15 protein-coding genes are annotated in these 12,346 nt (G+C 62.4%); 4 read left to right on the plus strand and 11 right to left on the minus strand.

What is annotated here, in order from left to right:
• A partial coding sequence (locus HGO40_RS15720) for an acyltransferase family protein (protein ID WP_250963755.1) occupies positions 1–1,248 on the minus strand: 1,248 nt, incomplete at its 3' end.
• A gap of 218 nt (positions 1,249–1,466) precedes the next feature.
• Here HGO40_RS15720 and thiS point away from each other — a divergent pair.
• The 3 genes from thiS to trmB are packed head-to-tail and all read left to right on the plus strand — an operon-like array spanning position 1,467 to position 3,251.
• Positions 1,467–1,667 carry a sulfur carrier protein ThiS gene (gene thiS / locus HGO40_RS15725; protein WP_250963756.1) on the plus strand — a complete coding sequence of 67 codons (201 nt, stop codon included), beginning with the start codon at positions 1,467–1,469 and terminating at the stop codon, positions 1,665–1,667.
• Between the two features lie 54 nt (positions 1,668–1,721).
• Positions 1,722–2,516 carry a thiazole synthase gene (locus tag HGO40_RS15730; RefSeq protein ID WP_250963757.1) on the plus strand — a complete coding sequence of 265 codons (795 nt, stop codon included), beginning with the start codon at positions 1,722–1,724 and terminating at the stop codon, positions 2,514–2,516.
• A gap of 9 nt (positions 2,517–2,525) precedes the next feature.
• A complete protein-coding gene (gene trmB / locus HGO40_RS15735; protein WP_018609495.1) occupies positions 2,526–3,251 on the plus strand; it encodes a tRNA (guanosine(46)-N7)-methyltransferase TrmB in 726 nt (241 codons plus the stop codon).
• 145 nt (positions 3,252–3,396) lie between these two features.
• Here trmB and HGO40_RS15740 read toward each other — a convergent pair whose 3' ends face one another.
• From HGO40_RS15740 to HGO40_RS15780, 9 genes are all read right to left on the minus strand, one after another.
• Positions 3,397–3,720, minus strand: a complete 324-nt coding sequence (locus tag HGO40_RS15740; protein ID WP_250963758.1) for a DUF3392 domain-containing protein — start codon at positions 3,718–3,720, stop codon at positions 3,397–3,399.
• Between the two features lie 18 nt (positions 3,721–3,738).
• Positions 3,739–4,938 (minus strand): radical SAM family heme chaperone HemW, encoded by a 1,200-nt coding sequence (gene hemW, locus HGO40_RS15745; RefSeq protein ID WP_250963759.1) that lies wholly within the window; start codon positions 4,936–4,938, stop codon positions 3,739–3,741.
• The gene (gene rdgB / locus HGO40_RS15750) at positions 4,935–5,531 is read right to left on the minus strand and encodes an RdgB/HAM1 family non-canonical purine NTP pyrophosphatase (protein ID WP_250963760.1); all 597 of its coding nucleotides are present in this window, start codon (positions 5,529–5,531) and stop codon (positions 4,935–4,937) included. Before rdgB ends, hemW begins: the two co-directional genes overlap by 4 nt.
• Positions 5,528–5,962: a DUF4426 domain-containing protein gene (locus HGO40_RS15755; RefSeq protein WP_250963761.1), complete on the minus strand. Its 435-nt coding sequence runs from the start codon at positions 5,960–5,962 to the stop codon at positions 5,528–5,530. Before HGO40_RS15755 ends, rdgB begins: the two co-directional genes overlap by 4 nt.
• A 25-nt stretch (positions 5,963–5,987) precedes the next feature.
• Positions 5,988–6,608 carry a methionine biosynthesis protein MetW gene (metW, locus tag HGO40_RS15760; protein WP_053126236.1) on the minus strand — a complete coding sequence of 207 codons (621 nt, stop codon included), beginning with the start codon at positions 6,606–6,608 and terminating at the stop codon, positions 5,988–5,990.
• 7 nt (positions 6,609–6,615) lie between these two features.
• Entirely contained in the window at positions 6,616–7,755 is a 1,140-nt protein-coding gene (gene metX, locus HGO40_RS15765; protein ID WP_250963762.1) for a homoserine O-succinyltransferase MetX, read from the minus strand.
• Between the two features lie 301 nt (positions 7,756–8,056).
• Positions 8,057–8,647: a YggT family protein gene (locus HGO40_RS15770; RefSeq protein WP_072405911.1), complete on the minus strand. Its 591-nt coding sequence runs from the start codon at positions 8,645–8,647 to the stop codon at positions 8,057–8,059.
• Between the two features lie 10 nt (positions 8,648–8,657).
• A complete protein-coding gene (gene proC / locus HGO40_RS15775) occupies positions 8,658–9,476 on the minus strand; it encodes a pyrroline-5-carboxylate reductase (protein ID WP_250963763.1) in 819 nt (272 codons plus the stop codon).
• Between the two features lie 35 nt (positions 9,477–9,511).
• Positions 9,512–10,198: a YggS family pyridoxal phosphate-dependent enzyme gene (locus tag HGO40_RS15780; RefSeq protein ID WP_250963764.1), complete on the minus strand. Its 687-nt coding sequence runs from the start codon at positions 10,196–10,198 to the stop codon at positions 9,512–9,514.
• 53 nt (positions 10,199–10,251) lie between these two features.
• On the opposite strand from HGO40_RS15780, the gene HGO40_RS15785 reads away from it, so the two are divergent.
• On the plus strand, positions 10,252–11,286 hold the full coding sequence (locus HGO40_RS15785; protein ID WP_250963765.1) for a type IV pilus twitching motility protein PilT: 1,035 nt from the start codon (positions 10,252–10,254) through the stop codon (positions 11,284–11,286).
• Positions 11,287–11,504: 218 nt separating this feature from the next.
• On the opposite strand, the gene HGO40_RS15790 is transcribed toward HGO40_RS15785, so the two are convergent.
• The gene (locus HGO40_RS15790) at positions 11,505–12,116 is read right to left on the minus strand and encodes a C40 family peptidase (protein ID WP_250963766.1); all 612 of its coding nucleotides are present in this window, start codon (positions 12,114–12,116) and stop codon (positions 11,505–11,507) included.
• Positions 12,117–12,346 lie beyond the last annotated feature (230 nt).

Here is a 12,346-nt window from a genome sequence, read left to right on the forward strand (position 1 = left end):
GTTCTGGGCGGGTTCGTCGACGGAGCGTTGTGGCAGCCGCCTGGAGAACCAGGTGTAGGTATCCCGGGTCTGGCTGAGTGAAAGGGCCTGGGGATTTTCGCTGACCCAGCGTGCGCCGGACCAGCCCAGGCCGATGGCTGCCAGGCAAGAGGCAATCGTGATCCAGGCGCGGCGTTGGAACAGCGAGTGGCCGTTGCGCAAGGGTGTTTCGACCCAATGGTAGGACGCCGCGGCAAGCGCCATGACGATCAGTGGGTAGGCCAACTGTACCGCCAGTTGCTCCAGGCCCGTGGTCCAGCGCAGGAACACCAGCACCGGCCAGTGCCACAGGTACAACGAGTAGGACAGTTTGCCAACATAGACGACGGGCGCCGATTGCAGCAGGCGCCGGGGCAGGAAGTGATCGTGGGTTTTCTGGACCAGGGCGGTGAGGATCAGCACAGTGCCGCAAACCGTCAGCAGCGCCCAAGGGAAGGGAAACTGGTTTTTATTGGCGAGGAACAGTCCGCCAGTGACCAGCGCGAAGCCCGCGAGCAGCACGACCCGGCTTGCGGCCGTTGAATGCAGCGTGAAACGCCCCGTAGCCATCAACTGGAAAAGCGTCGCGCCGGCGGCCAGTTCCCAGAACCGACTGGGTAACAGGTAGAACGCCTCGAGCGGATTTCCCCGGGTCTGCAGGGCGCTGAACGCCAGCGATGCCAGTGCCAGCAGGGGCAGCAAGGCCCAGGCGAGCCGGCTGTATTGCCGGTAGCGCAACCAGATGAAATAGAGGAATGGAAGGAGCAGGTAGAACTGCTCTTCCACCGCCAAGGTCCAGGTATGGGTATAGGGGTTGAGCAGGGTGGACGGGGCGAAGTAGGTGTCGGTGTTCCAGGCCAGCACAAAATTGCTCAGGCCGAAGAAGGCGGCCAGCCCGGTACGGTCATTCTGCTGGCTGAGCCAGGCTTGGGGCACGAACATCGCCGAAAGCAGGCTACAAACCAGAAGAACCAAGAGCAGCGCGGGCACGATACGCAGGAACCGGCGGCGATAAAAATCCATCAGGAAGGCGGGAAAGCTGCGGTGGGCATGAGCGGACAGCGACTGGCTGATCACGTAGCCGGAAATGACGAAAAAGATGTCGACGCCGGTAAATCCACCGGGCAGTACGTTCAGGAAGTCCGCGTGGAAAACGATCACGCTCAGGACCGCGACGGCGCGCAGGCCGTCGATGGCGGGGTTATTCGGCGTTGGATGGAGGTTGGACACAGGCTCCTCACACGCGTTATTCGATCAGGTCTAGCGCAAGGCAACGAATATAGGAGGCTTGGACGAGTGCTTGAACCCTGGAGTTGTTTCCGGATTGTTCCGGGCTTGCCGCCTGGCGGCTGGGCTGACCAGCAAGTCCATTTCATGACGAATGGCTTGGGTCGCCCAGACTGATCGGGCTAGAATGCCAGCCCCTAAAAATGATGGCGGCATCCGGCATGCGCATTCAGTTGAACGGCGACCCCCTTGAACTGCCCGACGGTGAAACCGTTGCGGCCCTGCTGACCCGTCTGGAACTCACCGGACGCCGCGTCGCGGTGGAACTCAATCTGGATATCGTCCCGCGCAGCCAGCATGCCGAAACCACGTTGAACGATGGCGACAGCGTCGAAGTGGTCCATGCCATCGGCGGCGGCTAGTCGCCTCGATTTCGCAGCCTTTCGCAAGAACCTCACCCCAACAGAGGATTTCCCATGAGCATCGTTCGTAGCGACAAGCCCTTCGTCCTGGCCGGTCGTACCTACCAGTCGCGCTTGCTGGTAGGCACCGGCAAATACCGCGACATGGAAGAAACCCGCCTGGCCATCGAGGCCTCGGGCGCCGAGATCGTGACCGTCGCCGTGCGCCGGACCACCATCGGCCAGAACCCGGGCGAACCGAACCTGCTGGATATCCTGCCGCCGGATCGCTACACCATCCTGCCGAACACCGCCGGCTGCTTCGACGCCATCGAGGCCGTGCGCACCTGCCGCCTGGCCCGTGAGCTGCTCGACGGCCACAACCTGGTGAAGCTGGAAGTGCTGGCGGACCAGAAGACCTTGTTCCCCAACGTGATCGAAACCCTCAAGGCCGCCGAGACCCTGGTCAAGGAAGGTTTCGACGTGATGGTCTACACCAGCGACGACCCGATCATCGCCCGTCAACTGGCGGAAATCGGCTGCATCGCGGTCATGCCACTGGCTGGCCTGATCGGCACTGGCCTGGGGATCTGCAACCCGTACAACCTGCAGATCATCCTGGAAGAAGCCAAGATCCCGGTGTTGGTGGATGCCGGTGTCGGTACCGCCTCCGACGCCACCATTGCCATGGAACTGGGTTGCGAAGCGGTGCTGATGAACTCGGCCATCGCCCACGCCCAGCAGCCGATCCTGATGGCCGAAGCCATGAAACACGCCATCGTCGCCGGTCGCCTGGCGTACCTGGCCGGGCGCATGCCGAAAAAACTTTACGCCAGCGCCTCCTCGCCGCTGGATGGTCTGATCAAGTAAGAGCCATTGATGACTGAATCGAACGACACGCCGGTCCTGCCGGAAGAAGGCGAAGAGCGCCAGCACCGCCGCATCAAGAGTTTCGTGATGCGCGCCGGGCGCATGACTGAAGGCCAGCAGCGTGGCCTGGAGCAAGGCGCGCCACTGTTTGTCCTGCCCCTGGCCGATGCGCCGGTGGATTTTGACCAGGTCTTCGGCCGCTCGGCCCCGCGCTCGCTGGAAATCGGCTTTGGCATGGGCCACTCGTTGTTGGAGATGGCCGCCGCTTCACCTGAGCAGGATTTCATTGGTGTGGAAGTCCACCGTCCAGGCGTCGGTGCGCTGCTCAATGGCGTGCTGACCCAAGGGTTGACCAACCTGCGGGTCTACGATTGCGACGCCATCGAAGTGCTCAACCGCTGCGTGGCCGATAACAGTCTCGATCGGCTGATGCTGTTCTTCCCGGATCCCTGGCACAAAAGCCGTCACCATAAGCGCCGGATCGTCCAGGCGTCGTTCGCTGAGCTGGTGCGTAGCAAGTTGAAGGTCGGCGGGGTGCTGCACATGGCCACCGACTGGGAGCCCTACGCCGAGTACATGCTGGAAGTGATGAACGTCGCCCCGGGTTATCGCAACCTGGCTGAAGACGGCAAGTGCGTGCCGCGTCCGGCCGAACGGCCGATCACCAAGTTCGAGCGCCGTGGCGAACGGCTTGGGCATGGGGTGTGGGATTTGAAGTTCGAGAAATTGGCGTAAACACCAAAAGACCCATGGTGAAATGGGATCCCCTGTGGGAGCGAGCTTGCTCGCGATGAGGGCATGACATTCAACATCAATGTTGACTGTTACACCGCCATCGCGAGCAAGCTCGCTCCCACAGTTGTTTTTGGTTGCGGCTGGATCAGCGGCGGGCAGCCACCACTCCGATCAACACCAGCACCACCAACAACACCGGCGCCAGGCTGTAGTTGTTGAACTGGCTCAAGCCCCTGACGATCCATGGTGTGGCATAGATCAGCGCCGCGCCGCTGCCGATCATGCACAGCAGGGCGATCAAGGGCACGCGCAAGGCGCCGGCGATGCTGCCCAGGCGCTGTTCGACCCAGCCCTTGATGTCGGCACCAAACAGCACCAGCAAACAGCCTACCAATGCCAGGGAGATTTCCGACAGGTTGCTGCGGCTCCAGCGGGACACGGTGGCCAGCAGGTCGAGTACCAGATCCATTCGATTTCCTTGTGTTGATCAGCTCAGAAATGTCTGCAGCAAGTCATTGAGAAACAGCTGTCCGCGCTCGGTGGCCGCCAGACGTGTCGGTTCGACCTGCAACAACCCGCTTTGTTCGGCCTCGCGCCGGCCTTCGGCCAGGCTTTCAAGTGGCAGCCCGGTGCGCTCCGGGTACAGCCGCGCTTCCACGCCTGCGGTCAGGCGCAGGGCGTTCATCAGGAACTCGAACGGCAGTTCTTCGTTGGCCAGGGTTTTCTCGCCGGCCTGGAAGCTTTTGGCCGGGTTGAGGTAGTCCTTGGGCAGGCGGGTCTTCCAGGTGCGCACGATGCGCCCGTCCGGATGGCTGAGCTTGCCGTGGGCGCCGGCACCGATGCCGATGAAGTCGCCGAAACTCCAGTAATTGAGGTTATGCCGCGCCGCCCGACCGGGCTGGGCGTAGGCCGAGACTTCGTATTGGGCGTAGCCGTGTTCGGCCAGCAAGGCCTGCCCGGCTTCCTGGATGTCCCACAGCGTGTCGTCTTCGGGCAAGGGCGGCGGCTGGTTCCAGAACACTGTGTTCGGCTCCAGCGTCAATTGGTACCAGGACAGGTGGGTCGGCTTCAAGGCGATGGCCTGGCGCAGGTCGCTCAAGGCGTCGTCGAGGGACTGGTCGGGCAGCCCATGCATCAGGTCCAGGGTGAAATTGTCGAACCCGGCCTGGCGGGCCATGCCGGCGGCGCGCACCGCCTCGTCACCGTTATGGATCCGGCCCAGGGCCTCGAGCTTGGCCTGCTGGAAGCTCTGGCTGCCAATGGAGAGACGATTGCTGCCCAGCGCCCGGTAAGCGACGAACTTTTCCTGCTCGAACGTGCCGGGATTGGCTTCCAGGGTGTTTTCAATGACCTGGGCGACCGGTATCCGCGCCTCGACACCCTTGAGCAACCGGCCTAGGGCCGGGGCACTGAACAGGCTCGGGGTGCCGCCACCGAATAAGATCGAGCTCAGCGGGCGACCGTAAACCGCGTGCAGGTCCTGGTCGAGGTCGGCCAGCAGGGCGTCGACATACTCTTCTTCCGGCAACTGCGGTCTGGCGGTGTGGGAGTTGAAGTCGCAATACGGGCATTTACGCACGCACCACGGGATGTGGACGTACAACGCCAGGGGCGGCAGCACCGGCAGCGGCGCCCGAGGCGTTTGGACACCGCCATGAATCAGCGGTGCGGGAGTGTCATCGATCATTGCAGGCCCAGGCGTTGACGCAGCAGGGCCATGGCGCGGGCGCGGTGGCTCAGTTGGTTTTTTTCCACCGGCCCCAGCTCGGCGCTGGAGCAATTGCGCTCCGGCACCCAGAACAACGGGTCGTAGCCAAAACCGTGCTCGCCGCTGGCCTCGGTGAGAATGCGCCCGTGCCACAGGCCCTCGCAGAGGATCGGCAACGGATCGTCGGCGTGGCGGACCAGGGCCAGCACACAGACGAACTGCGCGCCGCGCTCGGCTTCGGGCACGTCCTTGAGGGCGTCGAGCAGCTTGGCGTTGTTCGCCGCGTCACCTTTGCCGTCAGCGTAACGGGCCGAGTAAATGCCCGGCGCACCGCCGAGGAAATCCACGGCCAGCCCGGAATCGTCGGCCAGCGCCGGCAGACCGGAGATACGCGCGGCATTGCGGGCCTTGAGGATGGCGTTCTCGACGAACGACAGGCCAGTCTCCTCCGGTTCCACCTGGCTGAATTCGCCGATGGAGCGCAACTGCACCGACCCGCCGAGCATGGCCTGCAGTTCCTTGAGTTTGCCGGCGTTGTGGCTGGCCAGCACGAGTTGGGTAAGGTTGATCATTGGCCCGGGAACAGTTCCTGGTTGAAGTTGAGGGTGTTGATCTTGTCGCCGGTCTGCACCTTGATCTCGAAGATGCGGTTTTCCTGCTGGGGCACCGGATACTGGGCGATGTAGTAGATCGCGCCTTGCTCGATCACCTGCTTGAATTGCAGCTGGATGCTCTGGCTGGTGAGGTCTTTCACCGTGCCGCTGACTTGGGCCATCAAGGGCTTGCCATCCTTGATCACCGACACATTGATCACGCCCTGGTTCTTGCTGCGGATCAGCTCGGCGCCCTTGGCGATCTCGGGAGTCAAGAAGGTGGAGTTGAACGTGTTGTAGTGCACGGTGACGTCACCGAACACTTCCTTGCGCTCGGCCTTGATGGCGTCGGCGGCCATGGCGCCAACGCTCAGGCAAGCGGTGATCAAAAACAACGCTAGACGTTTCATGTCGTGCTCCTGGTGAGGCCGGGGCTCACACCGCGACCTGATGATCGGCCAGGCCTGGGCTGCTGACCCGATAGATGCCTATTTCCCCTAACAGATTAGGCCATAGCTTGCTGGCCCACCCGTGGCGGTGCTGCTGGTCCACGGCCAGGCGGTCGATGACCTTGGCTTCACGTTCGTGGCACAGCGCTTCGAAATCCTTGAAGGTGCAGAAGTGGATGTTCGGCGTGTTGTACCAGGTGTAGGGCAGGAAATCCGAGACCGGCATGCGGCCCTTGCTCGCCAGGTACCAGCGGCAGCGCCAGTGGCCGAAGTTGGGGAAGGTGATGATGCACTGGCGTCCGACCCGCAGCATTTCGTCGAGGATCTTGTCCGGGTAGTGCACCGCTTGCAGGGCCTGGGTCATGACCACGATGTCGAAGCTGTTGCTGGCGAAGTTGCCCAGGCCCTTGTCCAGGTCCTGCTCGATGACGTTGATGCCCTTGGCGACGCACTCGGCAATGTTGTCCGGGTCGTTTTCCAGGCCGTAGCCGGTGACTTGCTTGTTGTCCCGCAGCCAGGTCAGCAGTTCGCCATTGCCGCAGCCCAGGTCGAGCACGCGGCTGCCGGCGGGGATCCATTCCTGGATGATGTCCAGATCGGCTCTCATGGCGTCCTCACAGCGTTATACGGTTCATGTAGTTGCCGAACGCCTGCAGGTAGCGCGGGATCGGGATCAAAAAGGCGTCGTGGCCCTGGGGTGCGTCGATTTCCAGGTAGCAGACGTCCTTGCGCGCGGCCATCAGCGCGTCCACCAGCTCCCGCGAGCGCGCCGGGGAGAAGCGCCAGTCGGTGGTGAACGACATCACACAGAACTTGGCGGTGGCATTGGCGAAGGTTTTCGCCAGGTTATCGTCGAAGTTGGCCGCCGGATCGAAGTAGTCCAGCGCCTTGGTCATCAACAGGTAGGTGTTGGCGTCGAACCGCCCGGAGAACTCTTCGCCCTGGTAGCGCAGGTAGCTCTCGACCTGGAACTCGACGCTGTGGAAGTCGTAGTTGAGCTTCTCGCTCTTGAGACCACGGCCGAATTTCTCGCCCATGGAGTCGTCGGACAGGTAGGTGATGTGCCCGACCATGCGCGCCAGCATCAGCCCGCGCTTGGGGATCACACCGTGTTCCTGGAACGAACCGCCGTGGAATTCCGGGTCGGTGAGGATCGCCTGGCGCGCCACTTCGTTGAAGGCGATGTTCTGCGCCGACAGCTTGGGCGCCGAGGCGATTGCCAGGCAGTGGCGCACGCGGTCCGGATAGGTGATGGTCCATTGCAGGGCCTGCATGCCGCCCAGGCTGCCGCCGATCACTGCCGCCCACTGGCCGATGCCGAGGCGGTCGGCCAGGCGCGCCTGGCTGTGGACCCAATCTTCCACGGTCAGCACCGGGAAATCGGCGCCGAAGGGCGTGCCGGTGTCCGGGTTGAGGCGGCTGGGGCCGGTGGAGCCGTTGCAGCCGCCGAGGTTGTTCAGGCTGACCACGAAGAACCTGCTGGTGTCGATGGGCTTGCCCGGGCCAATGCAACTGTCCCACCAGCCGGGCTTGCGGTCGTCGATGCTGTGGTAGCCGGCGGCATGGTGATGCCCCGACAAGGCGTGGCAAATCAACACGGCATTGCTCGCCGTGGCGTTGAGGGTGCCGTAGGTTTCGTAGATCAGGTCATAGGCTGGCAACGAACGGCCGCAGGCCAGGGCCAGGGGCTCGCTGAAATGCGCCGTTTGCGGCGTCACCAGACCAACGGAATCGGGGGGAAAGGCAGCTGGCATCGACCCTGCTCGCGTTGAAATGAGGCGTAAGTCTAAAGACCGCTGGGGTTAGCGGCAAGCAAAGGCGCAACCGGGGAATCAACGGTGGCGAGGGGATTTATCTGTGGCGAGGGGATTTATCCCCGCTGGGCTGCGGAGCAGCCCCAAAGCCGACAATTCGGTCAGCCTGATACACCGCATGTTCAGGTTTCAGGGCCGCTTCGCGGCCCAGCGGGGCGGTGCGACGTTTCGCTAAATCCCCTCGCCACAGGTAATCCCCTAACCAAAGGTTGAATCCCTTGGCTTTAGGGAGCAGTGCAGGTCAGATCAGCAACCGCAGGATCTCCGGCATCATGGTCATCGCCGCCAGGTTATTGATCACCAGCATGTCGATCAGCTTGAGCACCATAAACGCCAGGATCGGCGAGATGTCCAGGCCCCCGAGGTTCGGCACGATGCGACGGAACGGTGCCAGGGCCGGTTCGCAGATCTGGTTCACCAGTTCGGCACCCGGGTTATGGCTGCCCGGCGCGACCCACGACAGGATCACGCTGATGATCATGGCGAAGAAGAAAATCTTCAGGAACAGCGCGGTCACGCCAATGATCGACCAGATCAGCAGTTGCAGCGGGTTGCCGGTGGTGCCGTAGGTCAGCAGCAAGGTCAGGGCCATCAGTGCCAATTGCACCAGGATCGCCAGGACCAGCGACGACATGTCCAGGCCGAACAGGCTCGGGATGATCCGGCGCAGCGGCTTGAGCAGCGGCTGGGTGGCCTTGACGATGAACTGGCACAGGGGGTTGTAGAAGTTGGCGCGCACCAGTTGCAGCACGAAGCGCAGCAGCACGATCAGCAGGTACAGGCTGCCGAGGGTTTGCAGCACGTAGACCGCTGCAGTGTTCAATCCAATCATGAATGGCTCCTTATTGGCCCAGTTGTTCGGCCATTTCGGCCGAGCGGTGCGCGGCGGCGCCGAGTGCTTTTTCCACCAGGGCTTCGAAGCCCCCGGCCTGGAACGATTTGATGGCCGCTTCGGTGGTGCCGGCCGGCGAAGTCACGCGGCGGCGCAGCTCGGCCGCATCGACGTCGCTGGAAACCGCCATGTGCGCGGCACCGAGGGCGGTCTGCAAGGTCAGCTGGGCGGCGGTTTCCCGGCTCAGGCCCAGCTTCTCGCCAGCGGCGGTCATGGCTTCGATCAGCAGGAAGAAGTACGCCGGGCCCGAGCCGGAGACGGCGGTGACGGCGTCCAATTGCTGTTCGGTGTCCAGCCACAGGGCCAGGCCCACCGCCGACAGCAGCGTTTCGGCCTGCTGGCGTTGCTCGGCGCTCACCTGTTCGGTGGCGAACAGGCCGCTGACACCCTGGCGCAGCAGCGCCGGGGTGTTGGGCATGCAACGTACGATCGGCTGCTCGCCGAGCCAGTTGTTCATGCTGGCGCAGGTGATACCCGCTGCAATCGACACCACCAGTTGATGGGGCTTGAGGCTTGTGCGCAGGGCTTCACAGACGGTTTTCATCGCTTGCGGCTTGACCGCCAGCACGATGACGTCCGCGCCGTCGATGGCCTGGGCGTTGTCGGCAAAGGTCTCGATGCCGTGCTCGGCGCTGACTCGGGTGCGGGTGTCTTCACCTGGATCGCTGGCGCGGATCAGAGAAGCGTCCAGACCCTTGGCCCGCAGGCCGCCGATCAGGCTGGCGGCCATGTTGCCGGCGCCGATGAAAGCAATACGCGTGTTGCTCATGACAGGTCCTTATAAAGAGATGAGTCGGCCATGGTTCAGGAGTGACCGTAGTCGCGGGCGCCAAACAGGGCAGTGCCGATGCGCACCCAGGTGGCGCCTTGGGCGATGGCCGACTCAAGGTCGTGGCTCATGCCCATGGAAAGTGTGTCCAGCGGCAGGGCCAGGCTGGCTTGCAGGCGTTGAACGGCTGCGAAGGCCGCATCCTGGGCGGTGCGGTCATCGGTGGGTTCGGGAATTGCCATCAGCCCACGCAGCTTCAGGCGCGGCAATGCGCTGATGGCACTCGCTAGGGCGGGCAGGTCCGCCGGGGTGCAGCCGGATTTGCTGGCTTCACCGCTGACATTGACCTGGATGCAGATGTTCAGCGGCGGCAATTCGGCCGGACGCTGCTCGGACAGGCGCTGTGCAATTTTCAAGCGATCCACGGAATGCACCCAATCGAAGTGTTCGGCGATAGCACGCGTCTTGTTCGATTGAATGGGGCCGATGAAGTGCCAGATCAAGGGCAGGTCGATCAATTCGACCTGTTTGCCCAAGGCCTCTTGCAGGTAGTTTTCGCCGAAGTCCCGCAGGCCGGCGGCATAGGCTTCACGCAGGGCCTGGGCGGGCTTGGTCTTGCTCACGGCCAGCAGTTGGACGCTGCCTTCGGCACGTTGGGCGGTCTGCTCCGCAGTGCGGATACGCGAACTAACCTGAGCAATGTTGTCTGCTATCGTGGACATAAAGGAGCGCCAGCGGTGAGGTTCGCGGCATTCTACTGGAATTGAGGAGCGCTATGGATATCACTGAACTGCTGGCCTTCAGCGCCAAACAGGGGGCGTCGGACCTGCACCTGTCCGCCGGGCTGCCGCCGATGATCCGCGTGGATGGTGACGTACGGCGGATCAACCTGCCGGCGCTGGACCACAAGCAGGTCCATGAATTGATCTACGACATCATGAACGACCGGCAGCGGGTGGATTACGAAAAGTTTCTGGAAACCGACTTTTCCTTCGACGTGCCGGGCGTCGCGCGGTTTCGGGTCAACGCCTTCAACCAGAATCGCGGCGCGGGGGCGGTGTTCCGGACCATTCCATCGAAAGTCCTGACCATGGAAGACCTGGGGATGGGCGATGTGTTTCGCAAAATCACCGAGGCGCCTCGCGGGCTGGTGCTGGTGACCGGGCCGACCGGCTCAGGCAAGTCCACTACCCTGGCGGCGATGATCGACCACCTCAACAGCCACAAGCACCATCACATCCTCACCATCGAAGACCCTATCGAATTCGTTCACGAACCGCGCAAATGCCTGATCAACCAGCGCGAGGTGCACCGCGACACCCAAGGCTTCTCCACGGCCCTGCGTTCAGCCTTGCGGGAGGACCCGGACGTGATCCTGGTGGGCGAGATGCGCGACCTGGAAACCATCCGCCTGGCGCTGACCGCCGCCGAAACCGGGCACCTGGTGTTCGGCACCCTGCACACCACGTCGGCGGCCAAGACCATCGACCGGGTGGTGGACGTGTTCCCCGGCGACGAGAAGTCCATGGTTCGCTCGATGTTGTCGGAGTCGTTGCAAGCGGTGATTTCCCAGACGCTGATCAAGAAGATCGGCGGCGGCCGGGTCGCGGCCCATGAAATCATGCTGGGGACCTCGGCCATTCGGAACCTGATCCGGGAAGACAAGGTGGCGCAGATGTACTCGTCCATCCAAACCGGCGGCTCGCTGGGGATGCAGACGCTGGACATGTGTTTGAAAGATTTGGTGAACAAGGGGCTGATCAGCCGCGAACATGCCCGGGAGCGGGCGCGTACGCCGGATAATTTCTAGGGTAGGAGGCAGTACCGCTTTTGTGGCGAGGGAGCTTGCTCCCGCTGGGTTGCGACCGTAGGAGCTATGTAGGAGCTGTCGAGTGAAACGAGGCTGCGATCTTTCCCCAGACACTTGAATCTCAAGCGAAAGATCAAAAGATCGCAGGCTTCGCCAGCTCCTACAGAGCCCAGCGGGAGCAAGCTCCCTCGCCACAAGGGCCATGCGAGCTCTTCAGCTCAGCGCTGAACCACGCGCATCGCGCCCGGTTCTTTCGGCAGCACTCGCTTGGCGACCACGTAATGGGTGTTCCAGTACGGCTTGTTCAGCGTGTCGATGGTCACCGACTTGCCACGGCGCGGGGCGTGGATGAAACGGTCGTTGCCCAGGTAGATGGCCACGTGGTTGACGCGGCGGCTCTTGAGCTTGAAGAAAATCAGGTCGCCGGGCTTGAGGTCCTTGCGCTCGACTTTCTCGCCATGACCGGCAGCCATGGCGTTGGAGGTGCGCGGCAGGTCGAACGTGGCGTCGTTGAACGCGTATTTCACCAAGCCACTGCAATCGAAACCTTTACTTGGGCTGCTGCCGCCCCAACGATAAGGTGTGCCGAGGACATTCACGGCGCGGCTCAGCACGTTGCTGGTCGTCTTGGTCGCCATGGGTGGCACCAGGCGACTGTGAGCGGTGCTCACGCGCTGGACGCCCTGCCTGTTCTTGCTCGAAGGCGCAGAAACATGGGATTTCGGGGTGTAGCCGTTGACGTTGGGAAGACGTTGCTCACGATTGGTGGCGTGGGCGGCCAGTGGCAATAATAGGCAAATGGTTAGCCATGTCTTGAAAAATGGACGCATTAGGCAGGGCTCATAAAGGTTAGCGCGCAACTTTATAACAGCTTTTTTTGCCATTCCGAGGCCGTTTGTCGATCCGAAACCCAGCGTAAACCCTGCACCACTGCGGCGATTTGACTTGATTGTCCGACAGAAGCCCGGTACCACGGGCGTTTCCTCGGTCCGAGTCGTTCAGGACCGCTTGTCGGCGAGACACAAAAAAGTCACAAAAAGTCAGAACAAATTTTTCTATC

The sequence above is a fragment of the Pseudomonas sp. CG7 genome, assembly GCF_023701885.1.
Taxonomy (GTDB): domain Bacteria; phylum Pseudomonadota; class Gammaproteobacteria; order Pseudomonadales; family Pseudomonadaceae; genus Aquipseudomonas; species Aquipseudomonas zanjanensis.

Excerpts from the sequence above, each read along its gene's own strand:
- thiS (WP_250963756.1), top strand. The coding sequence starts at position 1,467 with ATGCGCATTCAGTTGAACGGCGACCCCCTTGAACTGCCCGACGGTGAA.
- HGO40_RS15730 (WP_250963757.1), top strand. The coding sequence starts at position 1,722 with ATGAGCATCGTTCGTAGCGACAAGCCCTTCGTCCTGGCCGGTCGTACC.
- trmB (WP_018609495.1), top strand. The coding sequence starts at position 2,526 with ATGACTGAATCGAACGACACGCCGGTCCTGCCGGAAGAAGGCGAAGAG.
- HGO40_RS15740 (WP_250963758.1), bottom strand. The coding sequence starts at position 3,720 with ATGGATCTGGTACTCGACCTGCTGGCCACCGTGTCCCGCTGGAGCCGC.
- hemW (WP_250963759.1), bottom strand. The coding sequence starts at position 4,938 with ATGATCGATGACACTCCCGCACCGCTGATTCATGGCGGTGTCCAAACG.
- rdgB (WP_250963760.1), bottom strand. The coding sequence starts at position 5,531 with ATGATCAACCTTACCCAACTCGTGCTGGCCAGCCACAACGCCGGCAAA.
- HGO40_RS15755 (WP_250963761.1), bottom strand. The coding sequence starts at position 5,962 with ATGAAACGTCTAGCGTTGTTTTTGATCACCGCTTGCCTGAGCGTTGGC.
- metW (WP_053126236.1), bottom strand. The coding sequence starts at position 6,608 with ATGAGAGCCGATCTGGACATCATCCAGGAATGGATCCCCGCCGGCAGC.
- metX (WP_250963762.1), bottom strand. The coding sequence starts at position 7,755 with ATGCCAGCTGCCTTTCCCCCCGATTCCGTTGGTCTGGTGACGCCGCAA.
- HGO40_RS15770 (WP_072405911.1), bottom strand. The coding sequence starts at position 8,647 with ATGATTGGATTGAACACTGCAGCGGTCTACGTGCTGCAAACCCTCGGC.
- proC (WP_250963763.1), bottom strand. The coding sequence starts at position 9,476 with ATGAGCAACACGCGTATTGCTTTCATCGGCGCCGGCAACATGGCCGCC.
- HGO40_RS15780 (WP_250963764.1), bottom strand. The coding sequence starts at position 10,198 with ATGTCCACGATAGCAGACAACATTGCTCAGGTTAGTTCGCGTATCCGC.
- HGO40_RS15785 (WP_250963765.1), top strand. The coding sequence starts at position 10,252 with ATGGATATCACTGAACTGCTGGCCTTCAGCGCCAAACAGGGGGCGTCG.
- HGO40_RS15790 (WP_250963766.1), bottom strand. The coding sequence starts at position 12,116 with ATGCGTCCATTTTTCAAGACATGGCTAACCATTTGCCTATTATTGCCA.